Source organism: Paenarthrobacter sp. E2MeOHC11 (assembly GCF_058744955.1).
This window is the reverse complement of record NZ_CP196673.1, coordinates 3,971,673-3,997,681: the sequence shown is the minus strand read 5'-3', so window position 1 is coordinate 3,997,681 and position 26,009 is coordinate 3,971,673. Positions and strand designations below refer to the sequence as shown.

The window sequence follows — 26,009 nt, the reverse complement described above, 5'->3', positions numbered from 1 at the left end:
CTTCGAGCCGAATCCGATGCAGGCTAGGACGCGAGGGCGTCGGCGCCGGCAACGATTTCGGAAAGCTCCTGCGTAATCTCGGCCTGGCGGGCCGTGTTGCGAAGGCGCGTGTACTTCTTGATCAAATCCGTAGCGTTGTCACCGGCCGACTTCATGGCACGCTGGCGGGCTGCGAGCTCGGAAGCAGCGGCCTGCAGCATGGCTGCGAAGATGCGGGACTCGATGTAACGCGGAAGCAGTGCGTCGAGCACCTGCTCTGTTTCCGGTTCAAACTCGTACAACGGCAACAGCTCGGATTCCGAGGCTGCTTCCTCTTCGACGACCTCCAGCGGGAGCAAACGGATGACCGTGGGCTCCTGCGTCACCATGGACTTGAAGCGGGTGTAAACAACGTGGATTTCATCCACGCCACCCTCTTCGAAGTCAGTGGAGAAGTCTTCAAGAAGTGCAGCTCCGACTTCCTGCGCGGTTTCGAATTCCGGTGCGTCCGTGCCGCCGGTCCATACGCGGGCGTATGACCGGTTGCGGAAATCGAAGTACGCCTGCGCCTTGCGGCCAACCAGGTACGCCTTGACTTCCTTGCCTTCTGCGTGAAGAAGCTCGGTGAGACCTTCAGCCTGCTTAAGCACGCTCGCGGAGTACGATCCTGCAAGGCCACGGTCCGATGTAATGATCAGGACTGCGGCGCGGCGGATCTGCTCCGGCTCGGTGGTCAGCGGGTGGTCGATTTCGCTCTGAGTTGCGACAGCAGAAACGGCGCGGGTAATCGCGTTCGCGTAGGGCAGTGAAGCTGCTACGCGGGCGCGGGCCTTACCGATGCGCGAGGTAGCGATCAGTTCCATCGCCTTGAAGATCTTGCGCATCGACGTCGTCGAGCTGATCTTCTGACGGTAGACCCGAATCTGGGCTCCCATACTTATCCTTTCCTAAGTTCCCGATGTGCTGCCCTGCCGGGGTCCTTGCGGACCCCGGCAGGGCAGATCATCGAAACTAGCGCTTCTGCTTGACGATCTTTTCCTGGTCGACGTCGCCGCCGGAGATCGCTGCGTGCTCTTCGTGGCCGGCGCCAACCAAGTGGTTGTCGCCTTCGCCGAAGAAGCCCTTCTTGAAGGAAATGATCGCTTCCTTCAAGGCTGCAGCGGTGTCGTCATCCAGGACGTTGGTCTGAGCCAGCGTGGTCAGGATGGAGGACTTGTGCGTGAGGTGCTCCAGGAACTCGGACTCGAAGCGGCTGATGTCCTCAACCGGAACGTCGTCCAAGTAACCGTTGGTGCCGGCCCAGATGGACACAACCTGGTTCTCAACCGGGAACGGTGAGTACTGGCCCTGCTTCAGCAGTTCCATCAGGCGTGCGCCACGGGTCAGCTGCTGGCGGGAAGCAGCGTCAAGGTCAGAGGCGAACATGGCGAATGCCTGCATGTCGCGGTACTGGGCCAGGTCCAGCTTCAAAGTACCGGAGACCTTCTTCATGGACTTGACCTGTGCAGCGCCACCAACGCGGGACACGGACACACCAACGTCAACAGCAGGACGCTGGTTGGCGTTGAAGAGGTCCGACTGGAGGAAGATCTGGCCATCGGTAATGGAGATCACGTTGGTCGGGATGTAGGCAGAGACGTCGTTTGCCTTGGTTTCGACGATCGGAAGACCGGTCATCGAACCTGCACCGAGCTCGTCGGAGAGCTTGGCACAACGCTCCAGCAAGCGGGAGTGCAAGTAGAAGACATCGCCCGGGTAAGCTTCGCGTCCCGGCGGACGGCGAAGGAGCAGGGACACGGCGCGGTAAGCTTCGGCCTGCTTGGACAGGTCGTCGAAGATCACCAGAACGTGCTTGCCGCCGTACATCCAGTGCTGGCCAATGGCCGAGCCTGCGTACGGTGCCAGGTACTTGAAGCCAGCGGGGTCGGATGCCGGGGACGCCACAATGGTGGTGTACTCCAGTGCGCCGTGGTCCTCAAGGGTCTGACGGACGGCCGCGATGGTGGAAGCCTTCTGGCCAACACCGACGTAGACGCAGCGAACCTGCTTCTTGACATCGCCCGAAGCCCAGTTGGCCTTCTGGTTGATGATGGTGTCCACGGCAATTGCGGTCTTACCGGTCTGGCGGTCACCAATGATCAGCTGACGCTGGCCACGGCCGATCGGGATCATGGCGTCGATAGCCTTGAGGCCGGTCTGCATCGGTTCGTGAACTGACTTGCGTTCGGTAACGCCCGGAGCCTGGAGTTCCAGTGCGCGGGTGCCCTCGGCCTTGATTTCGCCGAGGTCGTCGATCGGCTGGCCCAGCGGGTCAACAACGCGACCCAGGAAGGCGTCGCCAACCGGAACGGACAGGATCTCACCGGTACGGTGAACTTCCTGGCCTTCTTCGATGCCGGTGAAGTCACCGAGGATAATGACACCGATCTCGCGGACGTCAAGGTTCTGGGCCAGGCCCAGCGTGCCATCTTCGAAGCGAAGCAGCTCGTTCGCCATGACCGAGGGAAGACCCTCAACACGGGCGATGCCGTCACTTGCGGTGGTCACACGACCAACCTCTACGCGCTCTGCGTTACCGGGTTCGTAGGACGCCGCGAACTCGTTCAACGCATTACGGACGTCGTCGGCGTTGATGGTCAATTCGGCCATCTGCAGTCCCTGCTCTCCTGTTTTCGTGATCATCGTTGCTCACGATGACCGGGTTTTATATCAGTTAAGTTGTGCTTTGTCTTCGCTAGCCAGCGAGCTGACGGCGGAGTTCGCTCAAGCGGGCGACAACCGAAGCGTCAAGCACTTCGTCACCCACCTGGACACGGATTCCACCGATCAGGGCGGGGTCAACGTTGAGGTTGACCTTCAGTTCGCGGCCATACAGGGCATCAAGCCCGGCCTGCAGACGGCTGGCCTGCGTTTCCGTCAACGGACGGGTAACGCTGACAGTTGCAATCCAGCGCTGCTGACGCTTGGCTGCAAGCTTGGCGAAGGACTCGACGAGCTTGCTCGGCTTGACACCGCGCGGCTGTGTAACTGCCTGGCTGATGAGAACCTTTGCTTCCTCGCTGCTGCCAGGAACAAGCTTCTCGGCCAGTGCAATCTTTGCCGCAGGGGATCCCTGCGGCTCAGACAGAGCACGTTGTACTTCGTGGCTGGAGGCGACGACCTGGTTGAAGGCAAACAGATCGTTTTCCAGCTCTTCCAGCCCCGTGATACCGGAGGCAGAAACGGCCGACTTGTTTTCAGCTACGGCAATGACAACCGTGGCGGCAAGCGTCTCGAGTGCATCGCCGATATCGCGTGCCGATGCCCAGCGTGAGCTGGCCAGTCCGCCCGCAATTTCAGCAGCATCAGCGGAGACTTTTCCGCCAACGAGCTGCTTGACCAGCGCCGACTTTTCGTCTCCACTACGGGACGGGTCAGTCAGGGCGCGGCGCAAGCCAGCCGAGCTGTCCACCGTTCCCAGGATTCCGAAGAGGTCCTTAGCCAACTGCAGCGAGGCGAAAGGAAGCTTGGCTTCCAACTGCGCCAGTGCTGTGGTCAGCGATTCGCTCGATATACCTGCCATTACTTAGCTGCACCTGCGCTCTGGGTCTCCAGATCTGCAAGGAAGCGGTCCACAACGCGTGCGGCGCGCTGATCGTCAGTGAGTGCTTCACCAACGATGCGGCCGGCCAGCGTGGTGGCCAGGGTGCCTACCTCGGAACGAAGCGAGACAACAGCTGCCTGGCGCTCCGATTCGATGGCAGCGTGCGCCTGCTCGGTGATCCGAGCGGACTCTGCAGCTGCCTTGGCCTTCAGGTCCGCGAGGATCTGGGCGCCTTCGGCGCGTGCTTCTTCGCGGATGCGGTTGGCTTCGGCGCGGGCGTCGGTGAGCTGCTGCTTGTACTCTTCAAGAGCTGCAGAAGCTTCCGCCTGGGCCGCTTCGGCCTTTGCAATGCCACCTTCAATTGCTTCGGCGCGCTCTGCGAAGGTCTTCTCGAACATCGGGACAATGAACTTGACCACGATGTACAGGAGGACCGCAAAGCCGACGAGGACGACGCCCATTTCCCAGACATTGGGAACGAGAGGGTTGGCGGCCTCGCCTTCAGTGGCGGCTGAGATGATCAGCTGATTCATATTTCACCCGTCCTATCTACTCGGTTGCGGAATTCGCTTCGTTCTAAATCCGAAGACTAGAGAACGAACGCGAAGACGAGTCCGAGGATGGCGAGAGCTTCGGTCAGTGCCAGACCAAGGAACGCGATCGGCTGCAGCACGCGCTGAGCTTCCGGCTGACGAGCAACACCGTTGATGTAAGCCGCGAATACGAGACCCACACCGATACCACCGCCGATTGCGGACAGACCGTAACCTACGAGGTTGAGATTGCCTTCCATTTTTTTCCTTTCAAGATGCCACCCATGTGGCAGGTTGTTTGGTTTACTTCAATCCCCATCAGGGGAAGATTTTGTGCCTAGTGGCTGTCGGCGTGCAGGGCGCCTTCGATGTAGATCGCGGTCAGCAAGGTGAACACGTAGGCCTGCAGGGCCATGATCAGCGCCTCGAGCATGTACATGGCGATAGCGCCGACGAGGACCAGAACCGAGGTGCCCTTCAAGAGGACGTTTTCCTGCATGACCAAGTACTCGATGCCGGAACCGGCGAGCATGACGATCAAGTGGCCGGCCAACATGGTCGCGAACAGACGGAGGCTGTGCGTGACGGGGCGGACCAGGAAGTTGGAGATGATTTCGATCGGTACCACGATCGGGAGGATGTACCACGGAACACCTGAAGGAACGGTGGCAAGCTTGAAGTACTTCAGGCCGTTCTTCTTGATGCCGATGATGATCCAGGTGAAGTACACGATGCCGGCCAGCACATAAGCTCCACCGACGTGCGAGAAGCTCGGGAGCTGAATAACGGGAATCGCGCCGTAGATGTTGTTCACCAGAATAAAGAAGAACAAGCTGAACAGCAGCGGGACGTACTTGATGAAGTCCTTGCCGCCGATGATGTCCTTGGCGATGCTGTTGCGGACGAAGCCGTAGGCCATCTCGCCTGCGAACTGCAGCTTGCCGGGAACCAGCTGCTGCTTACGTGCAGCGAGGATGAAGAATGTAGCGATAATGACGACCGAAAGGATTACCAGCAGCATCTGCTTGGAGAATCCGTCGTGCGCACCCCAAGGCAGGATTGCCGGCAGGTGCATTTCGTCGATTCCGGGTGGGGTGAATGACCCCGAATCCTGGGCGGGGAGCGCAAGCGCGATCAACGCGTTTCCTCTCTGCTGTGTCCATCATTGGGCATTGGTTGGAATCCGGTCGCGTTGGACGCATCCGTGTTCCATGTGAAATTATTTGGCATTACTGTCCCCGTCCGTGGACGGACCGCTGTCTGCGTTGCTCTCGCCAGAAGAGGAGCTTTGCCTGGTGAGGCCGTGCATATGGGAAAGATAGAACCCTCCTGCGGCTCCCAGCAGAGCGCCAAGGAGCACAATCCAGCGGGTCCCCCACAGATTATCCAGACCCCAGCCTATCAAACTCCAGACAATGATCCCGCCAACGATGTAGCTGAAGACGGCGATGCCGGCGTTGTATCCGCCGTCGTTTCCGGCTTCCGCGGTCTCACTGGCTTTTCCAGGTTGCTGGGCTTGTGCGGCCGGGCGTGAATATCGCTTACGCGGAGACATCCGGGCCACCCTTCTGATCTTCAGGATCGTTATAGATCTGGAGGCGGGCCTTGCTGAAACCATAGATTTCTGCTGCCTGCCAGAAGACAACGGTGACCACGGCGCCAATCAGGAACCAGCGGTGGTGGAGCCAATCCGGCGCACCGAGCACAAACAGTACTACGGCGAAGCCGACCACTTTGATGAAATATGTAGCAACAAAGAGGCCAACAGCACCGGAAGGGTTGTTGCGGCCCACATAGTGGCCTATCAAAAGGCTGATGCCAAAGAAGAGCATGACCAGCGCGGCACCGAACGCTGCTGAGAGCGCGCCCTGACCGCCGTTCAACACGGCCGCGATCACGCAGGTGACTGCAGTGGCCGCGGCTGCAGCCGAGGCGCTCAGAAGAAGCAACCGCAGCCAGAGGTTCGACGTCTCTCCGGAGACTCCAACACCACGTTTACCGGACGGGCGTCCGGTTTCGGCGTTGGATGTCATGGGGATACCAATCCTCGTGGCACAGGTGCCATATTCTCAAAGTGGGGTTACGGGCGAGTGACTGTCCGCAGAAAGAATTCTACATGAGATAGAACTGTGACGATAACCAGCCGTCACATCTACTCCCCCTGCCGAGTCGAGTTCCGGGTGAAGTAGGGCCACGCCGTCACGGCGGCCATGATGAGCGCTGCGGCGATGATCACGATGAGCACAATTTGCCACGGGAAAACAGCGAAGGCGACACCGCCGAAAGCCAGGATGCACGTCCAGACGTACAGCATGACGACGGCGGTGCGGTGCGAGTAGCCAAGGTCCACCAGCTTGTGGTGGAGGTGCCCGCGGTCAGCGGACCACGGTGATTGGCCCCTGGCTGTCCGTCTGACAACTGCCATCCCCAGATCGAGAAGGGGCAGGGACAGGACGGCGAACGGCAGCAAAATCGGAACGATCGTAGGAATACCGTTGGCGCGGTCGTAGAGGCCGGAACCAATTTGCCCCGTAGCCACCACACCGGCGGAAGCCATGAGCAAGCCAATAAGCATGGCCCCGGAGTCGCCCATGAAGATTTTGGCGGGGAACCAGTTGTGCGGCAGGAACCCGATGCAGCTTCCCACCAGGATGGCCATGAGGAGTGTTGCGAGGTCTGAGTTGTCGGTGGACGGGTTGTTCCGGTGAACCCAGTACGCCGTAAGGAAGAAGGCCCCGCCACCAATGATGGCGACTCCCGCTGCCAGCCCATCCAGGCCGTCAATGAAGTTGACTGCGTTCATGGTGGTGACAATCAGACCAGCCGTGAGCACAATCTGAAGGACTTCAGACTCAAGGAATATCGGTTCCGGGATGAACGGGACCACCGACATCCGCACGCCCCAAATTGCGACGATGAAAGCAGCCGCGCCTTGTCCCAACAGCTTGATCCACCATCGGATGTCCAGGATGTCGTCGGCCACTCCAACGGCGACAATCACTACTGCGCCGGCCAGGATCCCCCACGGAGCATCGTTGTGCCTGAAGATGTCCTTGACGAAGAAAGAGTTGCTGGCAACCACCAAAGCCACGAAGAAGCCGGTAAAGATGCCCAATCCCCCGAGTTTGGAAATCAGTGCCGAATGCATGTCCCTGCTGCGGATCGGACGGTACAGGCGCAGTTTGTTTCCGGCGACGCGGGCACCCCACGTTCCCGCGTAGGACACCACGGCAGCCGTGAGTGCCATCAGCAGATACATGATCATGATGCGGCTCCCGGGAGCGGCCCGCCCGCTGTTCCGGAAACGGTGACCAGCGGACGCAGCCGGCGCGTCGCGTGTAAGCCGGTGGTTTCCGGGCACCTTGAGGGGTGGAATTCTGTCTTTGGATAAATGGAACTACTCCGTCGCCATGCCTGCACCGGCTGTGCCGAATGTTGCGGGATTTCTGTGGACTCTAGTCACGATACTAATGCCAACGGCCGTGACCACCCTGTGACGCAGCCGCAAAGCCCCCGCCTGTTGAGCAGGGCCTAAGCTGCGAAGTTGTCAGCTCACCGGCTCTTTGACGTTCCGCAATGGGTAGATTCCCTCAAGCACCTTCTCGTTGGAACGCGGCGCCTTCAAACTGTGGCGCAGGCCCTTGAAGAGCCCGTCAATCAGCACTTTGCGGTTGGACGATGCCGCGATGGTGCGGGTCCAGTTACGCAATGAGGCGCCGGTAAAGAGTATCTTCTCCCACGGTGCAAGTGCGCTGGAACGGGTGTACACCCAGAGCTTGTTCCGCACTTCGTAGTAAAAGCGCGGTCCGGGATCCGCGCCCGCGTCACCAAATACTTTGGTGTGATGGTTCGCCACCGATGCGTCGGTACTCAGGGCCGTCCCCCGGCGCGAGACCCGGGCGGTGTACTCGAGGTCGTCATTCCAAATGAAGTAGTCCGCAATGGGCAGGCCGTACTTCCGGATCTCTTCGGCACGGATCAGAACCGACACGAACGAAGCACTGCGGATCTGCGTGGCACCAACCCGCGCTGCAGCGTTGCGTGCTTCTTCGGTGGCACCCATCCGGGGCCGCATGCGGTTCATGGGGTGGTCCCGGCCATCGGTCCACACGACGCGGCTCGCGATGAACGCCGGAACATCTCCGGTTTCCTGCAGGTAGGCGTTGGAAACGTCCAACGCTTCGCCCAGCGCCCCCGATTGGGGTTCCGTGTCATCGTCCATGATCCAGACGTGGTCCGCACCGTGGTCCAGTAGGGCCCGCTCCATGCCAACCACAAATCCACCGGCGCCGCCCACGTTGGTATTCAGCGTCACCACGTCGGTGGTCAGCGGCCCTTGGTAGCCCTGCAGGAATTCTGCGGTTCCGTCCGTGGAAGCGTTGTCCACGACGACGACGGCGTCCGGCACCCGGGTGCCGGAGGCGATGCCCGCCAATGTGGTTTGGAGGAGCTCATGCCGGTTATAGGTCACCACGACAGCGACCACGACAGCTTGGGATGTCATTTACTTGCCTTTGGTCTTGGGTGATTGAAAACGGCGCCGAATCAGCAGGCCGGCCAGCTTCCAAGGTTCAACGAAAACTCTGTACGCAACCCGGCCCGGATGAAGGACCAAGCGCCACGCCCATTCAAGCCCTAAACGTCCAAGCCAGCGCGGAGCCAGCTTCTGGATACCCGCGACTTGCTCGATGGCCCCGCCAACGGCGCAATAAGTAGCAGGCGGCAGTTGCCCAAGACGGCGGTTCAAGACGTGTTCCTGAAGCGGCATGCCCAGCCCAAGCAACACCAGCTGGGGCCGGAACGTGCTGAGCCAGCCAACCACGGCATCTTCAAGCGCATCGTCCCAGCCTTCGCCGGGCATGCCGTCTACTGTGGCTCCGGGAAGGATGGAGCGCAGGCGGACGACCGCTTCGGTATTGGCCTCACGTCCGGCACCGATGACAGCAACCCGGTGCAGCCCGGGAACCTTGCCGAGTTCCGGGATCCAGTCCATGGAACCCAAACGGTAGGCCATGGCTCCTTCGCCCAGGGGCGGAAGCTGCCGTTTGCGAGCAAGTCCCCATAACAGTGTCGCCGGGGCTCCGTCCAAGAGGACTATCGAGCTTTCCTCATAGAGTGCCCGAACGTCGGGACATGAATGAAACAACGTGATGCTGTGCAGGTTATGTCCGAGCACAGTGCTCGTGGTCCCGGCAGCAATGAGTCCGCCCATCGCATCAATAAGTTCGTCGACGCGCAACGGAGTAGCGTCGACGTCAAGGACGGGGACGCGCTGGCGGTCCGGAATCATTCGGGCTTGGCTTCTCGTGCAGCCTGCGGTTCCACATGGTCGTCAGGGGTCGACTCACCCTCCGGCGTCGATTCCTCGACGACGGCGGCTTCGGTCACTTCAGCCGTTTCTGCACCAGCATCCTCTTCGAGGGCGACCTCATCTGCTGGAGCCGGCGTCTCTACGGGCACGGTCTCGCCAAAGCCGAGGATTGTCGGAACGATGCTGCGGAGGCTCTCCAGCGAGATGGCTCCTTGGCGCACTACACGGAACGGGGCAGCAGTTGCGTCCACAATCGTGGACGGCAGAGCGGCGGTGCCCTCCACCGGCCGGAATCCACCCTCCAGGTAGACCTCAACGGACTCCGCCAGTTGCATGCGCGCTTCCGAAGCGGTCTGCGCTGCTTCCTGACCTGTGCGGTTGGCCGACGATACGGCCAGCGGCCCCGTGAGCCCGAGGAGCTCCAAAGCAATCTCGTCGTCCGGCATACGGAGTGCAACGGTGCCCTTGGTATCGCCCAGATCCCAATCCAGGGAAGGCTGGGCATGAAGGATCAGAGTCAACCCGCCGGGCCAAAATGCCTGCGCCAGCGCCCGGGCATCGGCCGGCACGTCGGTGGCCAGGCCGTCCAAGGCATTGATTCTGGGAATCAGGACCGGAGGAGGCATCTGCCGGCTGCGGCCCTTGGAGGCCAGCAACATGGTCACAGCCAAGGGAGAGAAGGCGTCGGCGGCAATGCCGTACACAGTGTCCGTCGGCAGCACGATGCACTTCTTTTCACTGATGGCACGCTGTGCGTGCTGAAGTCCTTCAGCCCGTTGGTCATCGGAAGTGCAGTTGTAGGTTGTGGTCACAGCGCTATTCTTTCACTCATCAAGGGCGGTGCTTGCCAGCATCGCGCTGGTGGCACGTTCCTTACCGTTCAGGTCGAAATGCGTGGTGACGTCGTTCCAACGTCCCGTGCGTCGCAGCATCCCGGCGATCCAGCCGGCTTGGACTTCTGCGTGTTCCATCACGAAGTAGCCGCCAGGCTTCAGAAGCCGGGCGGCGGAAGCAGCTGCCGCCGTCGGGAGTTCCATGCCGTCCGCTCCCCCACCGTACAGTGCTTCGGGAGGATCGTGGAGCGCGACTTCCGGTTCTGTGGGTATCGCTTCTGCCGGGATATATGGCGGGTTGGATACGACGACGTCGAAGGTTCCGTTGTGTTCGGGCAGCGCATCCCGGAGGTCGCCCTGAATGAGGACGACGCCGAGTGGCTCAAGGTTCTTCGCAGCCCAGGCATGCGCAAAAGTACTGAATTCCACAGCGTGGACTTCTGCCCCCGGCACCTCATGGGCGATCGAGCCGGCGATGGCACCTGATCCGGTGCCGAGGTCCACCACTTTGGGGTTCGTTATTCCTGCCACGTGGTCAATGACCAGTTGGACCACCGATTCGGTTTCCGGGCGGGGTATGAAGACGCCCGGACCCACGCGCAATTCCAAGTAGCGGAAATATGCGACGCCGGTGATGTGCTGGAGGGGGACGCGGCCCGCCCTCTCCTGGACGAGCTCTTCGTACCCTTCAGGTGCGGGAGCATCACCCAACAGCATGGCCCGCAGGCGTCCGAGCCCCACCCCCAGCAAGTGATCGGCGAGCAATTCCGCGTCCACGCGCGGTGTGGGGACGCCGGCGTCGGCGAGAACGGCAGCAGCCTCGCGAACAGCGTCCGCGAGGCTCTGGCCTTGGTAAAACGTCATGGATCTACTCTGCTGATGGTAGGAGGCAGGAGCTATTCGCCGATGGCGTCCAAGCGCGCCTGCTCGTCCGCCTCAATCGCCGATTGGATGACGGGCTCAAGGTCGCCGTTCATGACGGCGTCAAGGTTGTAGGCCTTATAACCGGTGCGGTGGTCCGCAATACGGTTTTCCGGGAAGTTGTACGTGCGGATACGCTCCGAACGGTCCATGGTTCGGATCTGCGACTTGCGCTGTTCCGAGTTGGCGGCGTCGATTTGTTCCTGCTGGTGGGCCAGGAGGCGGGCACGGAGCACGCGCATGCCGGCTTCGCGGTTCTGCAGCTGCGACTTTTCGTTCTGCATGGCCACCACGATGCCTGTAGGCAAGTGGGTGATACGGACTGCGGAGTCGGTGGTGTTCACGGACTGGCCACCCGGACCTGATGAACGGTAGACGTCGATCTTGAGGTCATTCTGGTTGATCTCAAGTTCTTCGGGCTCGTCCACTTCGGGAAGCACCAGCACGCCGGCAGCCGACGTGTGGATCCGTCCCTGGGATTCCGTCACGGGAACACGCTGCACACGGTGCACGCCACCTTCGAACTTCAACCGCGCGAAGACGCCCTGCGCGGGATCGTTGGAGTTGCCCTTAATAGCCACGGCAACGTCCTTGTAGCCACCAAGATCGGATTCGGTGGCCGAGATCATTTCCGTCTTCCAGCCACGCGATTCGGCGTAACGCATGTACATCCGAAGAAGGTCGCCAGCGAACAAAGCAGCTTCGTCGCCACCTTCGCCACCCTTGACTTCAAGGATGACGTTGCGGGCATCGTCCGGATCACGCGGGATCAGCAAACGGCGCAAGCGCTCCTGCGCCGCAGGAATCTGTTCCTCCAACTGAACAACTTCTGCGGCAAATTCGGGATCCTCATCAGCCATTTCCTTGGCAGCTTCCAGATCGTCATTGAGCCCGCGCCACTTGTTGTACGCCTCCACAATGCCCTGAAGCTGAGCAGACCGCCGCCCCAACTTCCGGGCCGCAGACTGATCGGCATAAACAGCAGGATCGCTCAACTGCGCCTGGATAGCAGCATGCTCATCAAGCAATCCCTGTACGGACTCAAACATTTTCAAACCTCTTTCGACTTCTACAAGTCTAATAACTGCATCGTGGGGTCACGCACAGCCCATCTGGGGCCCACTGGGCCGTTTCTGACCTCACGTGGTGTCGGGCCAAGGATTCCTTAAACAAAGACCGCTCAAAATATGCCGGCCAGGGAGTGGCTTCGGGCCTGCCGGAGCCGGGTAGCTTCCGATCGCAGATCGGAAGCTACCCGGCGTAGGGGCGGGGCCGGCATATTTTGAGCGGTTACAGCACAGCTATTTGTCGTTGTCCGACTTCGCTCCGAGCGTCGTCTTCTGTACCTGCATGAGGAACTCGACGTTGCTTTGCGTCTCCCGGATCTTGTTGGTCAGCAGCTCAAGGCTCTGCTGCTGCTCCAGGCCGGAAAGGACGCGGCGCAGCTTCCACATGATCTTGACTTCTTCAGGCGAGAGCAGGTTCTCTTCACGGCGCGTACCGGACGCGTTGACGTCCACGGCCGGGAAGATGCGCTTGTCTGCCAGCTGGCGGGACAGGCGGAGCTCCATGTTGCCGGTGCCCTTGAACTCTTCGAAAATGACTTCGTCCATCTTGGAGCCGGTCTCAACGAGAGCCGTTGCCAGGATGGTGAGCGAGCCACCGTTTTCGATGTTGCGGGCTGCACCAAAGAACCGCTTGGGCGGGTAAAGGGCCGCGGAGTCCACGCCACCGGACAGAATGCGGCCGGAAGCCGGTGCTGCCAGGTTGTAGGCGCGGCCCAGACGCGTCATGGAGTCCAGGAGGACCACCACGTCCATCCCCATTTCCACGAGGCGCTTGGCGCGTTCGATGGAAAGTTCGGCAACCGTGGTGTGGTCGTCGGCGGGACGGTCGAAGGTGGAGGCGATGACCTCACCCTTGACGGTGCGCTGCATGTCCGTGACTTCTTCGGGACGTTCGTCAACCAGCACCATCATGAGGTGGACCTCAGGGTTGTTGGTGGTGATTGCGTTCGCGATGGACTGCAGGATGAGCGTCTTACCGGCCTTCGGCGGCGAGACGATCAGGCCACGCTGGCCCTTGCCGATCGGAGCCACGAGGTCGATGACACGCGGACCGATCTTCTTGGGGTCCGTCTCGAGGCGCAGGCGCTCGGACGGGTACAGCGGCACAAGCTTGGCGAACTCGACGCGGTCCTTGAGTTCCTCCGGCGTCTTGCCGTTGACGGAAGTGACACGGACCAGTGCGTTGAACTTCTGGCGTGCGGACTGCTGGCTGCGGTCTTCGCCATCACGCGGTGCACGGATGGCACCGACCACGGCGTCGCCCTTGCGGAGGTTGTACTTCTTGACCTGAGCCAGGGAAACGTAAACGTCGTTCGCACCGGGAAGGTAGCCGGACGTACGGATGAACGCGTAGTTCTCCAGGACGTCCAGAATGCCGGCTACGGGAAGCAGGACGTCGTCCTCGGTAACCTCGACGTCGTCGACGTCCGGTCCCTGCGCACGGCCACGACGACGCTCGTTACGGTCACGGAAGCGGTCGCTGCGGGTGTTTCCGTCCCGGCTGTCCTGCCCCCCACGACGGTCGTTCCGGTCGTTCTGGTCGTTGCGGTCGCGACGGTTGCGTCGGTTACGGCGGTTGCCGGTGTCCTCGCCGTCGTTGTTGTCTTCACGGCGTCCGCGGGTGTTGTCGCGGCGTTCGCGCTGGTCGCCCGAATCGGCCTGTTCACGCTGTTCGGTGCGCTCAGCACGCTGCTCACGCTGTTCGGTGCGCTCAGCACGCTGCTCACGCTGTTCGGTGCGCTCAGCACGCTGCTCACGCTGTTCGGTGCGCTCAGCACGCTGCTCACGCTGTTCGGTGCGCTCAGCCCGCTGCTCACGCTGTTCGGTGCGCTCAGCCCGCTGCTCCGCGGCCGGTGCTTCTGCTGCCTCAGCAGGAGCTGCGGCAGCTTCGCCGCGACGGCGGTTGCGGGTGCGCGGCTGGCGGCGCTCGGTGCCGGACTCGCCGGCTTCGGCCGATGCAGGAGCTTCAGCAACCGGGGCAGTCGCGGTTTCAACAGGTGCTGCGGCTGTTTCCGGAGCAGCTACGACACCATCGCTGGTAGCGCGGCGGCTGCGGCCACGACCACGGCCGCGGGGAGCTTCCTGGGCCGGGGCCTCGGACGCTGAATCAGCAACGGAACCGTTGTCGGCGGCTTTTGCTTTCGGCTCCACAGCTGCCTTGGGCTCCGCTGCCGGGGCTTCCTTGGCCGCGGTTGTGGCGCCCTTGGCCGAGGCGGTGGCCTTGGCCGGTGCCTTGGTAGTGGACGTGCCGGCACGGTGGGCGGAAATGGCGGTGACCAAATCCCCCTTGCGCATACGCGATCCCCCGGAGATGCCCAGCTGGCTCGCGAGAGCCTGAAGCTGGGCGAGCTTAAGGCCTGCAAGGCCGCTGCTCTTGGTGGTTGCTGCCGTTGACGGCTCAGCAGCAGAAGATGATGTGTCCACAGCTGAAGCCAGCTCAGTGGTTTCTGTCACGAAGGATCCTTCCCCCTCGACGGCGTCCAGAGCGAGAGCTGGACGCGATGATTTGTTCTGGGCTGCAGTTCAGATCTGCAGCCGGTGATTTCGGCCGTGCCTGATGGATTGTGGCCAACAGGGCCGGTTACTGATCGTCATCACTAAATCCGGTGACCCGGACAGCCGGCTGAAAGTTCAGGGAACAGAGAGAATTCTCGGCACCTGAGACAGGCCGGAAAGAGACGACACCACCAACGTTGGCACAGTTGACGAAAGGTACGGCGAAACCACCGAGATCCAAAATCAGGGAACTGCCCGCGGCTTTACCGGCGGTGCACTTCCACTCTAGCACCTTGAACGTCCACAGCCAGCGTCATCACGCGCCAACCAATGTCGGGTGTGTTGGCCGCCGTGTAGGACCCAATGAAGTCAGCAACCGCCGCGGCTTCGGTTTCCCCGTTGGCGAGCACCATCACGGTGGGACCGGCACCGGAAACAACGGCCGCATGGCCCGCGGACCGAAGCGCTGCGATGAGGTCGGCGCTCGGTCGCATGGCCTGGGCACGGTAGCTCTGGTGCAGGTAGTCCTCGGTGGCAGGCAACAGGAAAGCTGGTTGCGCTGTGAGTGCGTGAATCAGTAGGGCCGCGCGTCCAGAGTTCATTGCTGCCGCGTGATGGCCAACGGAGGCCGGCAATAAACCGCGTGCTGTTTCCGTTGACAACTCGAAGTCCGGCACCGCTACTACCGGGATGACCGAAGGAACGACGTCGGCGTGCGTGCTGCTGTACTGCTCGCTGTCCTGCCAGGACAGCGCCAGTCCGCCGAAAATCGCGGGTGCGACGTTGTCTGGATGGCCTTCGAGCTCGCTGGTCAGCTGCAGTATCCAGTCACGGTCCTGCCGTGACTCCTCCGGCACCAACGCATTGGCGGCAGTGACGGCAGCAACCACGGCCGACGCTGAAGAGCCGAGGCCCCGACCGTGCGGGTTGACGTTGTCTGCGGAGATTTTCAGGCCTGAACGCTGGTAGCCGAGGCGGTCCAGTGCGAGGTCGATGGCACGCACCACCAGATGGCTGGCATCGCGTGGGAGGGTATCGGCGCCCTCACCGGAGAGCTCAAACTCCAGCTCTCCGGTGCTGAGCGTTTCCACAGTCAAGGTGTCGTAAATGGACAGGGCCAAGCCGAGGCTGTCGTAGCCGGGGCCCAGGTTGGCACTCGTACCGGGGACCTTGACTGTCAGCCGCTGGCCTGCCGCGACGAGTGCACGATCGGTCGCGGTGGGCTGCGTTGATTCCACTCTTAGTTTTCTTCCAGTCCCAGTTCTGCGGCGACGGTTACGACGTCGTTTGGCACCTTGACAGGCTGGACATCGCTGCCGTCCTCGGTACGGAGGGCCCACTGCGGGTCCTTAAGTCCGTGCCCGGTAACGGTGATCACGATGGTCTTGCCTGCCGGCACCTCGCCTGCGGCATGTTTCTTGATCAAACCCGCGACGCCGGCAGCTGAGCCGGGCTCGACGAAAACGCCTTCCTTCGCAGACAGCCAGCGGTGGGCGGCCAGGATCTCGTCATCCGTGACTGCTTCGATGAGTCCGCCTGATTCGTCACGCGCTGCAACGGCGGTGTCCCAGGACGCCGGGTTGCCGATGCGGATGGCGGTGGCGATGGTATCGGGCTCCGTGATGGGGTGTCCGGCGACGAACGGCGCAGCACCTGCAGCCTGGAATCCCCACATGATGGGGGTCTTCGTTGAAACGGCAGGAAGCGTTCCGTTAGCGGTCTCGAAGGGCGCGGAGTACTCCTTGTAGCCCTTCCAGTACGCACTGATGTTACCGGCGTTGCCAACGGGCAGCACGTGGATGTCCGGGGCATCGCCCAGCGAGTCCACGACTTCGAAGGCACCGGTCTTCTGCCCCTGGATGCGCGCGGGGTTGACCGAGTTGACCAGGAAGACCGGGTAGGCTTCGCCGAGCTTGCGTGCGATGTCCAGGCAGTTGTCGAAGTTGCCGTCCACCTGGAGCAACGTCGCGCCGTGCGCAATTGCCTGGCTCAGCTTGCCCATGGAGATCTTGCCCTCGGGAACCAGCACAGCGCACTTGAGGCCAGCGGCCGTGGCATAGGCTGCAGCGGAAGCGGACGTGTTGCCCGTGGAGGCGCACACTACGGCCTTTGCACCGGCTTCCACAGCCGCCGTCATGGCCATGGTCATGCCACGGTCCTTGAAGGAACCCGTGGGATTCATGCCTTCAACCTTGAGGTAGACCTCTGAGCCGGTCAACTCGGAGAGCTTCTGCGCGTGGACGAGCGGGGTGCCGCCCTCGCCGAGGGTAATGACCTTCGTGGCTTCCGTTACAGGCAAACGATCAGCGTATTCGCGGATTACTCCGCGCCATTGGTGAGCCACTTAGACCCCTTCTACCCGCAGTACGGATGTCACAGAATTGATGACGTCCAGGCCCTTGACGGCCTCGACGGTTGCTGCGAGTGCAGCTTCGGACGCACGGTGGGTCACGATCTTCAGCTCAGCCGATTCAACGTTCGACTCAGAGTCGCGGTGGATCGTTTGACGCATGATCTCGATCGAGACACCGTTTTCCGCAAAGATGTGTGCGATCCTCGCCAGAACGCCGGCCTGGTCAGCTACGTCCAAACCGATGTAGTAGCTGGTATCGGAGGCGTCGATGGTCAGTGCCGGGACATGCCCCGTGGTGGTTTCCGTTCGACCCGGACCTCCCAGGACCAGGCGCCGTGCCGCGGAGACGAGGTCGCCCATGACGGCAGAGGCCGTCGGTGTTCCGCCTGCGCCCTGGCCGTAGAACATCAGCTCGCCGGCGTTCTCCGCTTCAATGAATACGGCGTTGAACGCACCACGAACTGCGGCCAGCGGGTGTTCGCGCGGCAGGAGCGTGGGGTGGACGCGCACCGAAATGCCGCTTCCGTTCTCTGATGAGTCGATCTTCTCGGCAATCGCGAGCAGCTTGATGACAAAGCCGGCTTCCTTGGCGGACGCGATATCCGCAGCGGAGACCTTGGTGATGCCTTCGCAGTAGACATCGTCCAGGGAGAAGCGGGTGTGGAAGGACAGTGACGCGAGGATGGCGGCCTTCGCCGCGGCGTCATGTCCTTCAACGTCGGCCGTGGGGTCCGCTTCGGCGTATCCAAGGCGCTGGGCTTCGGCAAGGGCGTCGGAGAACTGTGCACCGGTGGTGTCCATCTGGTCAAGGATGAAGTTGGTGGTGCCGTTGACGATTCCCAGGACGCGTGTGATGCGGTCGCCGGACAGGCTGTCGCGGATGGGGCGCAGGATGGGGATGGCACCGGCTACCGCGGCCTCATAGGACAATTGGACACCGGCCTTGTCAGCCTCTTCATAGAGGGTGGGGCCGTCCTGCGCGAGCAGTGCCTTATTGCCCGTGACAACGCACGCGCCGTTCTGGATGGCCGTCAGGATCAGCGACCGGGCGGGCTCTATGCCACCCATAAGCTCGATGACCAGGTCTGCATCCTTGACGAGGGTATCGGCATCCGTGGTGAAAAGTTCACGGGGCAATTCGACATCACGCGGGGTGTCGATGGTGCGGACGGCGATGCCGGACAGCTCAAGGCGGGCGCCGCTGCGGGCAGCAAGGGTCCCGGCGTCGTCAATCAAGATCCGCGCGACCTGGGCCCCCACGTTGCCACAGCCCAGCAGGGCCACCTTCAAGGTTCGCACTTCAGACATTCGCCACTCCCATGTCGCGGTTCAAGAGATCTTCTTCGGTTTCCCCGCGGACAATGAGCCGGGCAGCTCCGTCGCGTACAGCGACAACGCCAGGCCGGGCCAGGTAGTTGTAGTTGCTGGAGAGGGCCCAGCAGTAGGCGCCGGTACCCGGTACTGCGAGCAAATCACCGGCTGCCACGTCCGCGGGCAGATATACATCTCTAACAACTATGTCGCCGCTCTCGCAATGTTTGCCCACTACGCGGGACAGCTGCGGAGCCGCCGAGGAGTCACGGGAAGCCAAAATCGCCGAATAATCCGCGTCGTACAGCACCGGACGGGCGTTGTCGCTCATACCGCCGTCCACCGACACATAGCGGCGCGGATACGTAACGTTCTTCAGTCCTTCTTCACCCTCAGGGGCGTCGACCCGGACGGTTTTGAGGGTGCCGACTTCGTACAGTGTGAACGTGGTGCTGCCTACGATGGCGCGTCCGGGCTCGATGGAGATGCGCGGCGGCGTGATGTCCAGCTCAGCGCACTTGGAACGCACGACGGCGGCCATCGCCTGCGCAATCTCGGCTGGCGGGCGGGGGGTGTCCACCGGGGTGTAGGCGATGCCGTAGCCACCACCCAGGTCCAGTTCCGGCAGGAGAATCGAGTACTTGGCCTGCATGGCGGCAAGGAAGCCCAGGAGCTTCTCTGCTGCCACGGCGAATCCGTCCGGCTCAAAGATCTGCGAACCGATGTGGCAGTGCAGGCCGAGCAACTCGATGCTGGCGTACGAGGTGGCAACTGCCACAGCTTCTTCTGCTGCCGAGAGACCGGCTTCCTCTGTGGAGTCACCTGCCATGGAAAGACCAAACTTCTGGTCCTCGTGGGCAGTGGCAATGAACTCGTGGGTGTGCGCATGCACGCCCGGGGTCAGGCGCAGCATGACCTTGGCAACTTCGCCGCGGCTGGAAGCTATCTTGGCAACACGTTCGAGCTCATCGAGGCTGTCCACCACGATCCTGCCAAGCTTCATGTCCAGGGCGCGGTTGATCTCGGCGTCCGACTTGTTGTTGCCGTGCAACCCAAGGTTGGAGCCTTCGATTCCTGCTCGTGCAGCAACAGCGAGTTCGCCGCCGGAACACGTATCCAGGCGGAGGCCCTCTTCGGCCACCCAGCTGGCCACAGCGGTGCAGAGGAAGGACTTTCCTGCATAGTAGACATCCACTCCCCCGCAGATGTCCGCAAAGGCGGCGTCGAAGGCGTCCTTGAATGCGCGGGCACGGGAGCGGAAGTCTGATTCGCTCATGACGAACAGTGGAGTGCCGAATTGTTCCTTGAGCTCACTGACGGTAATTCCGTCAATGGTGACCTCGCCGGCGTCGTTCTTCCCAACCCCGGCCGCCCACAGGGGCGCCTGCAGGGCATTGAGGTCTTCGGGGACAGCCAACCACCCGGGAGCCAGCGGAGAAGCGTGCGCAGCGTCTGTGTTCATAGCCCTACATCCGTTCCGGCGCCGAGACGCCAAGCAGTTCGAGTCCGTTGGCAAGGACTTGGCTCGTGGCGTCGTTGAGCCAGAGGCGTGTGCGGTTGACGTCCAGGACGGGATCGTCGCCCTGCGGGGACACGCGGCAGGCGTCGTACCAGCGGTGGTACGCGCCGGCGATGACCTCGAGGTGCCGGGCTACGCGGTGCGGCTCGCGCAGTTCGGCCGCCTTCGCCACGATGGACGGGTAGCTGCCCAGGTAGGAGAGCAGCTCGTTTTCCGTGGCGTGGTCAAGAAGTGACGCGTCGAAGGCATCCTGCCCGTCAACCTGGCGCTCGACGCCGGCCTCGGCAGCGTTACGTGCCGTGCCGCGGGACCGTGCATGGGCGTACTGCACATAGAACACCGGGTTCTCATTGCTGTGCTTCTTCAGCAGTTCCGGATCCAGCGTCAACGGCGAGTCGGCCGGGAAACGGGCCAGCGAGTAGCGGACCGCGTCCTTGCCGAGCCAGGAAATAAGGTCCTTGAGCTCGATGATGTTGCCCGCTCGCTTGGACAGTTTTGCGCCATTCACAGACACGAGCTGGCCGATGAGGACCTCGATGTTGACTTCAGGGTCATCGCCCGCGCAAGCCGCAATGGCTTTCAGGCGGTTGATATACCCGTGGTGGTCGGCACCGAGCAGGTAGATCTTTTCGGTGAATCCGCGATCCTTCTTGGAGAGGTAGTAGGCGGCGTCGGCAGCGAAGTAGGTAGGTTCACCGTTGGCGCGGATCATCACACGGTCTTTGTCGTCGCCGAAGTCGGTGGTGCGCAGCCAGACGGCACCACCGTCGTCAAAGACATGACCCTGCTCCCGGAGCCTGGCAACGGCGGATTCGATCGCACCGGCGTCGTGCAGTTCCTTCTCCGAGAAGAAGACGTCAAACTCAACACCGAAGTCTGCCAGCGTGGTCTTGATATCGGCCATCTGTGCCTCGTAGGCAGCGGCGCGGATCACCGGAAGGGCTGCCTCGTCCGTCAGTTCGCGGATGTCAGGGTGGGCCTTCAGGACTTCGTCGCCCAACTCCCGGATGTATTCGCCCGGGTAGCCGCCCTCCGGAACTCCCCGGCCGTGCAGGCGGGAAAGCACGGAGTTGGCAAAGACGTTCATCTGCGAGCCGGCGTCATTGATGTAGTACTCGGCGGTGACGTCAGCTCCCGAGGCACGCAACACCCGGGCGATGGCGTCGCCCAGGGCGGCCCAGCGGGTGTGCCCGATGTGCAGCGGACCAGTGGGGTTGGCGGAAACGAATTCCATGTTGACCACGCGGCCCGCGAGCGCCTGGTTGGTGCCGTAGCCCGCGCCGGCCTCAACAATGGCCTTGGCCAGGGCACCGGCCGTGGCGGCGTCCACGGTGATGTTCAGGAAGCCTGGACCGGCGATTTCCACCCCGGTAACACCGGGAATGCCCTGCAGGTGGTTGCTGAGGATACCGGCGAAGTCGCGGGGATTCATACCGGCTTGCTTGGAGAGTTGCAGGGCGATGTTGGTGGCCCAGTCTCCATGATCCCGGTTCTTGGGTCGCTCCACTCGCACGGCGTCAGGCACGGCAGATTCCGTCAAGGCGATTTCGCCGGTAGAGACGGCGTCCTTAAGGCAAGCGGATATGGCAGCAGAGAGTTCTTCGGGAGTCACGCATCTAGCCTACCGGGGGCCTGCAAAGTCGCGGAATTGAGGGTCGCTTATGTGGATAGTTTGGTCACAGCCAGCGCACAGGAACGGCTGGCGGGTGGCACAGACTGAACCATTACGCTGAATTCAACGTTGTGAACACGTAGGAGGTGGCCGCGTTGGTCATCCCGGGAGAACCAGTCCATTGATCATTTCTTGTCCAGTTGAAACGAGCAGACCCATGACTACGCCACTCCGCAAGAGCCTCTACACCGGCATGGCCGGCCTGTCACTCATCGGTGCCGTGGCCGCCTGCGCACCATCTGCGCAGTCGCAGCCCGCGGAGTCCTCGCCGGCCGGCGAGAACGGTGGCCAGGCGAGCACATCCAGCCCCACCACTTCATCCACCACGTCCGGCTCCACCACCTCGACCACCGCATATAAGGACGGAACCTACAGCGCCGACGGCACCTATACCTCTCCCAATGGTCAGGAGACTGTGGGCGTGGAACTCACCCTCGCGGGTGACACTGTGTCCGCTGTGAACATCACGGTCCATCCCTCCAACCCGAACACCAAGAAGTTCCAGGGCGAGTTCGCCAGCGGTATTTCGGCGCAAATCGTCGGCAAGAGCATCGATGAGCTCAACGTCTCCAAGGTGGCTGGTTCTTCCCTCACCTCGGGCGGATTCAACGACGCCGTGGAGCAGATCAAGTCCCAGGCCAAGTAGCACCATGCCGCATCCGGACTGGAGCAACTTCAGTTTCGAAGGCATAGGCACGCACTGGGAGATTTCGACGCCGGAGCCGCTGGCACCCGCGGTGCGCAACCAGCTGTTGGAAACAGTGGGTGATTATGACCTGACGTACTCGCGGTTCAGGGCAGGTTCCTTGGTGTCCAGCCTGTCCCGGGCACCGGGCAGGATCACGTTGCCAGAGCATGCCAAAGACCTTCATAAGGTCTATGCCGCCTTGTATCGGCTCAGCGATGGCGCCATGACCCCGCTCATCGGCAGCAGCCTCGAACGGCTTGGCTACGATCCCGGATACACGTTGGCTCCGTCCGGAAGCCCCCAGCCTCCGCCCCGGTGGGAAGACGTCCTTGAGTGGACGGATGCGGCCTTGACCGCCACGGAGCCGGTGGTCCTGGATATTGGAGCCGCCGGAAAGGGGCAGCTGGTGGACCTCCTGGGCGAGGTCCTTCGCGCCGCGGACCATGCTGAGTTCCTGGTGGATGGCAGCGGCGACATGGTGCATGCGGGGACGCATCCGGTGATGGTCGCTTTGGAACACCCCTACAACCCTGGCCAGGCCATTGGCACCGTTGAACTCCACAATTCCGCGCTCTGCGCCTCGGCTTCGAACCGTCGGGCCTGGGGTGATGGATTGCACCATGTCCTGGATGGGACCACCGGCAAGCCCGTTAACACCACGGTGGCCACGTGGACCATGGCTTCGAGCGCGTTGTTGGCCGATGCGTTGGCAACGGCATTGTTCATCCTGGAACCGACCCGGTTGCGGGATGAGTTCGATTTCTCCTGGCTCAAGGTTTCCTCCAGTGGTGCCGCCGCGTTTTCGAACCGTTTCGAGGGGAGACTGTTCACATGATTGCCGCTAAGTCCTGGGTGGACACCTGGTTGGGTCGCTTGACGATGTACCGCTTGATTCTGTGGGTGCTGGGTGTGCTGGTGGCCTACAGCATGCTGCTCAACATCCTGGGATGGCTGACATTCGGCCTCCCGGAAATGCTGGTACACCTTGCGCTCTGCCTGGCGGTGACATACGCATCCAACCGATTGCTCGCGTTGGTCTTCCGGGTTAAGCCGCACACGGAGTCCTCCCTGATTACTGGGTTGCTGCTGTATTTCCTGTTCTGGCCGACGTTCGGGCTCACCGACATGACGGGTGTCGCACTGGCCTGCGTGTTGGCTAGCGTGTCCAAGTACGCGCTGGCTTTCCGCGGGCGGCACATCTTCAACCCAGCGGCCGCCGGGGCGTTCATCACCGGCCTGACCGGTTTGAACATCGCGACATGGTGGGCTGCCACCCCGGCAATGCTCTGGCTCTTGGTCCCCGGCGTGCTGGTTGTCCTCTACCGCACGCGAAAGCTGCTGATGGGCACGGTTTTCCTGGCGGCGGCCACCACCATCATTACGGTGGAGCTCCTGAGCCGCAGCATGACGTTCGGGCAGGCCTTGTGGCAATCGCTGGCGCAGCGCCCGTTGCTGTTCTTCGTGGGTTTCATGCTCTCGGAGCCGCTCACCCTGCCTCCCCGCCGCTGGCAGCAGGTGGCGCTTGCCGGCGTCGTGGGTGTTGTCTTCGCGGTTCCCTACAACTTCGGATTCGTCGCCAACTCCCCCGAACTTGCCCTGTTGCTGGGCAACCTCCTGGCTTTCTTCCTGGGCCAGCGGGGCGGCGTTGAGCTGACGTTCAAGGGTTCGCGTGCCCTCACTCCGGGCAGTACGGAGTTCAGGTTCGAGCCGCAGCGGCCTGTGCGGTTTGTGGCCGGTCAGTTCATGGAGCTCAACTTGCCGCATTCCGGTTCCGACGGCAAAGGCCGCCGTCGTGTCTTCAGCATTACCAGCCCGCCCGGTTCGCCGGAGGTGACTTTCGGAGTTGGCACGGCCGAGCCGCTGTCTACGGCAAAAAAGGCGTTGATGGCTTTGAAGCCCGGCGACAAGCTCTCTGCAACTGCCGTAGGTGGAGACTTTCTCTTGCCGAACGACGCCGGGAAGCCGGTCCTGCTGATCGCTGCAGGAATCGGGATCACACCTTTCCTGTCGCAGCTGGCTGCCGACGCCCCGGCGCGCGACAGCGTGGTGGTGTATCTCGCCAAGGGCCGCAATGAGTTGGCCTGCGTAGAGCAGTTGCAAGCGTCAGGGGCGAAGGTCATTGCCCGCCTCGCGGACGGATCAACTCCCCCGGATTTCATGCTCGACGCCGGCGCCTCCAGGATCGATGCCGCACGCCTGGCGGAGTTGGTTCCGGACATCGCGGACCGGGAAGTGTTTGTCTCGGGCTCCCCGCGGAGCGTCGACTCCCTCCGCGCTGCCGCCCGAAGCGCAGGAGCACACCGGGTCCACGTCGACTCGTTCGCCGGGTACTAACCGGGTACTGATTGGCGGGCCCCTGAGCTGGGCCCGCCGCTGCGGTGCCGGGTTTTCATTTGCGGCATAGTGGCTGCTAAGCTCTAGGACGTCCCACCGGCAACGGAGGGAACCCTGGATGCCCTCGTAGCTCAGGGGATAGAGCGTCTGCCTCCGGAGCAGAAGGCCGTAGGTTCGAATCCTATCGAGGGCACATCAAATACCCCGCCAGTCCTGCTGGCGGGGTATTTTTGTCTGCCGGTGCCGCGCTATCAGTTCGGGGCTTGCCGGGCGTACACCGCAATATTGTCTGCGGCTGCTTTTAGGCTGAATCCAGTTGGACTTACCGATAGCCAAAGGGGTTTGCCGTGATGTGCTCGATCGTCCCGCCGTACATGCTTCGCAAGATAGCCGCCCAGCACGAGCCCCGGCTGCGGGCCGTCGCCAGGGCAGCCAAAGAGTCGCTGCTGCATATTAAGGACCTGCAGGCCACCCGCACAGCCCCCGTTCCGGCGGCACCGCCCAGTGCCCGCCAGACCAAGCCGGGACCTCCGAAGCGGACCATATTCGATGCCGAATCCTCGGAAACCCTGCCGGGGCGGGTCGTCCGGAAGGAGGGCGCGGGACCCGTCGGGGACGTAGCTGCAGACGAGGCCTACGAAGGCCTCGGGAGCACGCACCGCCTCTACAGCGATATTTTCGGCAGGGACTCCATCGACGACGCCGGTCTCGCCTTGGACGCGACCGTCCATTACGGGAAGCTCTACGACAACGCCTTCTGGGATGGATCCCAGATGGTCTTTGGCGATGGTGACGGCCAGATTTTTCAGCGCTTCACCAAATCCGTCAGCGTCATAGGGCATGAACTGGCTCATGGTGTCACGCAGTACACAGCCAATCTGGCATACCGCAACCAGGCCGGCGCGCTCAATGAGTCCATGTCGGATGTGTTCGGCGTCCTGGTGGAGCAGTACCTGAAACAGGAGCCGGCAGGGCAGGCCAGCTGGCTGATCGGCGAGGGCCTCTTCACTGACCAGGTGCAAGGTGCTGCCCTGCGCTCCATGAAGGCACCCGGGACCGCTTATGACGACGACGTGCTGGGCAAGGATCCCCAACCGGACTCCATGGATACGTACGTGCGGACAAGTGCTGACAACGGTGGAGTGCATATCAACTCCGGCATCCCGAACAAGGCTTTCTACGTGGTTGCCTCGGAACTCGGTGGCAATGCGTGGGAGGCGCCGGGCCAGATTTGGTACGGCACCCTGACCAGCGGTTCACTCCCCGCGACGTGCACGTTTGGAAAGTTCGCCAAGACCACTGTGGCCACCGCTGGGGAACTCTTCGGTTCCGGTTCAGCTGAACATGACGCCGTCCTCAAGGCGTGGGAGACTGTGAAGGTCAAGGTTTAGTCACAGGGCGGGACCGGA

The 26,009-nt window shown here is 62.1% G+C and carries 24 protein-coding genes and 1 tRNA gene; 5 read left to right on the top strand and 20 right to left on the bottom strand.

Annotated features, from left to right (window positions below):
• Positions 1-23 precede the first annotated feature (23 nt).
• From ACSSVG_RS18580 to argS, 20 genes are all read right to left on the bottom strand, one after another.
• Complete coding sequence (locus ACSSVG_RS18580) at positions 24-914, bottom strand: F0F1 ATP synthase subunit gamma (RefSeq protein ID WP_011775258.1); 891 nt, start codon at positions 912-914, stop codon at positions 24-26.
• Positions 915-990: 76 nt separating this feature from the next.
• Positions 991-2,628 carry a F0F1 ATP synthase subunit alpha gene (gene atpA / locus ACSSVG_RS18575; protein WP_231343299.1) on the bottom strand — a complete coding sequence of 546 codons (1,638 nt, stop codon included), beginning with the start codon at positions 2,626-2,628 and terminating at the stop codon, positions 991-993.
• Positions 2,629-2,713: 85 nt separating this feature from the next.
• The gene (locus ACSSVG_RS18570) at positions 2,714-3,541 is read right to left on the bottom strand and encodes a F0F1 ATP synthase subunit delta (RefSeq protein WP_492415832.1); all 828 of its coding nucleotides are present in this window, start codon (positions 3,539-3,541) and stop codon (positions 2,714-2,716) included.
• Positions 3,541-4,095, bottom strand: coding sequence for a F0F1 ATP synthase subunit B (locus ACSSVG_RS18565; RefSeq protein WP_144649789.1), 555 nt, complete (start codon positions 4,093-4,095; stop codon positions 3,541-3,543). Before ACSSVG_RS18565 ends, ACSSVG_RS18570 begins: the two co-directional genes overlap by 1 nt.
• Before the next feature lie 56 nt (positions 4,096-4,151).
• Positions 4,152-4,355, bottom strand: a complete 204-nt coding sequence (gene atpE, locus ACSSVG_RS18560) for an ATP synthase F0 subunit C (RefSeq protein ID WP_009356484.1) — start codon at positions 4,353-4,355, stop codon at positions 4,152-4,154.
• A gap of 77 nt (positions 4,356-4,432) precedes the next feature.
• Positions 4,433-5,233, bottom strand: a complete 801-nt coding sequence (gene atpB / locus ACSSVG_RS18555; protein WP_017199729.1) for a F0F1 ATP synthase subunit A — start codon at positions 5,231-5,233, stop codon at positions 4,433-4,435.
• 81 nt (positions 5,234-5,314) lie between these two features.
• On the bottom strand, positions 5,315-5,650 hold the full coding sequence (locus ACSSVG_RS18550) for a hypothetical protein (protein ID WP_231343289.1): 336 nt from the start codon (positions 5,648-5,650) through the stop codon (positions 5,315-5,317).
• Positions 5,637-6,128: a Cg1360 family ATP-synthase-associated protein gene (locus tag ACSSVG_RS18545; RefSeq protein ID WP_492415831.1), complete on the bottom strand. Its 492-nt coding sequence runs from the start codon at positions 6,126-6,128 to the stop codon at positions 5,637-5,639. The genes ACSSVG_RS18550 and ACSSVG_RS18545 overlap by 14 nt, the downstream gene beginning before the upstream one ends.
• A gap of 119 nt (positions 6,129-6,247) precedes the next feature.
• Positions 6,248-7,360: an MraY family glycosyltransferase gene (locus tag ACSSVG_RS18540; protein WP_231343291.1), complete on the bottom strand. Its 1,113-nt coding sequence runs from the start codon at positions 7,358-7,360 to the stop codon at positions 6,248-6,250.
• Positions 7,361-7,642: 282 nt separating this feature from the next.
• On the bottom strand, positions 7,643-8,599 hold the full coding sequence (locus tag ACSSVG_RS18535) for a glycosyltransferase (RefSeq protein WP_253468551.1): 957 nt from the start codon (positions 8,597-8,599) through the stop codon (positions 7,643-7,645).
• A complete protein-coding gene (locus ACSSVG_RS18530) occupies positions 8,600-9,385 on the bottom strand; it encodes a WecB/TagA/CpsF family glycosyltransferase (RefSeq protein WP_231343294.1) in 786 nt (261 codons plus the stop codon).
• Positions 9,382-10,218, bottom strand: a complete 837-nt coding sequence (locus tag ACSSVG_RS18525) for an L-threonylcarbamoyladenylate synthase (RefSeq protein WP_492415830.1) — start codon at positions 10,216-10,218, stop codon at positions 9,382-9,384. The genes ACSSVG_RS18530 and ACSSVG_RS18525 overlap by 4 nt, the downstream gene beginning before the upstream one ends.
• A 12-nt stretch (positions 10,219-10,230) precedes the next feature.
• Complete coding sequence (prmC, locus tag ACSSVG_RS18520; protein ID WP_231343298.1) at positions 10,231-11,103, bottom strand: peptide chain release factor N(5)-glutamine methyltransferase; 873 nt, start codon at positions 11,101-11,103, stop codon at positions 10,231-10,233.
• Positions 11,104-11,135: 32 nt separating this feature from the next.
• On the bottom strand, positions 11,136-12,209 hold the full coding sequence (gene prfA / locus ACSSVG_RS18515) for a peptide chain release factor 1 (RefSeq protein ID WP_014922181.1): 1,074 nt from the start codon (positions 12,207-12,209) through the stop codon (positions 11,136-11,138).
• Between the two features lie 252 nt (positions 12,210-12,461).
• Positions 12,462-14,681 carry a transcription termination factor Rho gene (gene rho, locus ACSSVG_RS18510; protein WP_492415829.1) on the bottom strand — a complete coding sequence of 740 codons (2,220 nt, stop codon included), beginning with the start codon at positions 14,679-14,681 and terminating at the stop codon, positions 12,462-12,464.
• A 305-nt stretch (positions 14,682-14,986) separates the two neighbouring features.
• Entirely contained in the window at positions 14,987-15,961 is a 975-nt protein-coding gene (thrB, locus tag ACSSVG_RS18505; RefSeq protein WP_253468555.1) for a homoserine kinase, read from the bottom strand.
• Positions 15,962-15,963: 2 nt separating this feature from the next.
• Positions 15,964-17,067, bottom strand: coding sequence for a threonine synthase (gene thrC / locus ACSSVG_RS18500; RefSeq protein ID WP_159701940.1), 1,104 nt, complete (start codon positions 17,065-17,067; stop codon positions 15,964-15,966).
• Positions 17,068-18,384: a homoserine dehydrogenase gene (locus tag ACSSVG_RS18495; RefSeq protein WP_231341872.1), complete on the bottom strand. Its 1,317-nt coding sequence runs from the start codon at positions 18,382-18,384 to the stop codon at positions 17,068-17,070.
• On the bottom strand, positions 18,377-19,849 hold the full coding sequence (gene lysA, locus ACSSVG_RS18490; RefSeq protein WP_231341873.1) for a diaminopimelate decarboxylase: 1,473 nt from the start codon (positions 19,847-19,849) through the stop codon (positions 18,377-18,379). The genes ACSSVG_RS18495 and lysA overlap by 8 nt, the downstream gene beginning before the upstream one ends.
• Positions 19,850-19,853: 4 nt before the next feature.
• A complete protein-coding gene (gene argS / locus ACSSVG_RS18485) occupies positions 19,854-21,518 on the bottom strand; it encodes an arginine--tRNA ligase (protein WP_492415828.1) in 1,665 nt (554 codons plus the stop codon).
• Positions 21,519-21,735: 217 nt separating this feature from the next.
• On the opposite strand from argS, the gene ACSSVG_RS18480 reads away from it, so the two are divergent.
• From ACSSVG_RS18480 to ACSSVG_RS18460, 5 genes are all read left to right on the top strand, one after another.
• Positions 21,736-22,224 carry an FMN-binding protein gene (locus ACSSVG_RS18480; RefSeq protein ID WP_492415827.1) on the top strand — a complete coding sequence of 163 codons (489 nt, stop codon included), beginning with the start codon at positions 21,736-21,738 and terminating at the stop codon, positions 22,222-22,224.
• Positions 22,225-22,228: 4 nt separating this feature from the next.
• On the top strand, positions 22,229-23,101 hold the full coding sequence (locus tag ACSSVG_RS18475; protein ID WP_492415826.1) for an FAD:protein FMN transferase: 873 nt from the start codon (positions 22,229-22,231) through the stop codon (positions 23,099-23,101).
• Complete coding sequence (locus ACSSVG_RS18470; RefSeq protein ID WP_492415825.1) at positions 23,098-24,600, top strand: FAD-dependent oxidoreductase; 1,503 nt, start codon at positions 23,098-23,100, stop codon at positions 24,598-24,600. Before ACSSVG_RS18475 ends, ACSSVG_RS18470 begins: the two co-directional genes overlap by 4 nt.
• Before the next feature lie 120 nt (positions 24,601-24,720).
• A tRNA-Arg gene (locus tag ACSSVG_RS18465) sits at positions 24,721-24,793 on the top strand.
• Between the two features lie 157 nt (positions 24,794-24,950).
• Entirely contained in the window at positions 24,951-25,991 is a 1,041-nt protein-coding gene (locus ACSSVG_RS18460; protein ID WP_492419247.1) for a M4 family metallopeptidase, read from the top strand.
• The last annotated feature ends 18 nt before the right edge of the window (positions 25,992-26,009 follow it).

Coding starts and splice junctions, on each gene's coding strand:
- atpE (WP_009356484.1), bottom strand. CDS start 4,355: ATGGAAGGCAATCTCAACCTCGTAGGTTACGGTCTGTCCGCAATCGGC.
- ACSSVG_RS18495 (WP_231341872.1), bottom strand. CDS start 18,384: ATGTCTGAAGTGCGAACCTTGAAGGTGGCCCTGCTGGGCTGTGGCAAC.
- ACSSVG_RS18535 (WP_253468551.1), bottom strand. CDS start 8,599: ATGACATCCCAAGCTGTCGTGGTCGCTGTCGTGGTGACCTATAACCGG.
- ACSSVG_RS18480 (WP_492415827.1), top strand. CDS start 21,736: ATGACTACGCCACTCCGCAAGAGCCTCTACACCGGCATGGCCGGCCTG.
- prfA (WP_014922181.1), bottom strand. CDS start 12,209: ATGTTTGAGTCCGTACAGGGATTGCTTGATGAGCATGCTGCTATCCAG.
- atpA (WP_231343299.1), bottom strand. CDS start 2,628: ATGGCCGAATTGACCATCAACGCCGACGACGTCCGTAATGCGTTGAAC.
- ACSSVG_RS18545 (WP_492415831.1), bottom strand. CDS start 6,128: ATGACATCCAACGCCGAAACCGGACGCCCGTCCGGTAAACGTGGTGTT.
- ACSSVG_RS18565 (WP_144649789.1), bottom strand. CDS start 4,095: ATGAATCAGCTGATCATCTCAGCCGCCACTGAAGGCGAGGCCGCCAAC.
- ACSSVG_RS18540 (WP_231343291.1), bottom strand. CDS start 7,360: ATGATCATGTATCTGCTGATGGCACTCACGGCTGCCGTGGTGTCCTAC.
- ACSSVG_RS18530 (WP_231343294.1), bottom strand. CDS start 9,385: ATGATTCCGGACCGCCAGCGCGTCCCCGTCCTTGACGTCGACGCTACT.
- prmC (WP_231343298.1), bottom strand. CDS start 11,103: ATGACGTTTTACCAAGGCCAGAGCCTCGCGGACGCTGTTCGCGAGGCT.
- ACSSVG_RS18570 (WP_492415832.1), bottom strand. CDS start 3,541: ATGGCAGGTATATCGAGCGAATCGCTGACCACAGCACTGGCGCAGTTG.
- ACSSVG_RS18475 (WP_492415826.1), top strand. CDS start 22,229: ATGCCGCATCCGGACTGGAGCAACTTCAGTTTCGAAGGCATAGGCACG.
- lysA (WP_231341873.1), bottom strand. CDS start 19,849: ATGAACACAGACGCTGCGCACGCTTCTCCGCTGGCTCCCGGGTGGTTG.
- ACSSVG_RS18580 (WP_011775258.1), bottom strand. CDS start 914: ATGGGAGCCCAGATTCGGGTCTACCGTCAGAAGATCAGCTCGACGACG.
- ACSSVG_RS18460 (WP_492419247.1), top strand. CDS start 24,951: ATGTGCTCGATCGTCCCGCCGTACATGCTTCGCAAGATAGCCGCCCAG.
- ACSSVG_RS18470 (WP_492415825.1), top strand. CDS start 23,098: ATGATTGCCGCTAAGTCCTGGGTGGACACCTGGTTGGGTCGCTTGACG.
- ACSSVG_RS18550 (WP_231343289.1), bottom strand. CDS start 5,650: ATGTCTCCGCGTAAGCGATATTCACGCCCGGCCGCACAAGCCCAGCAA.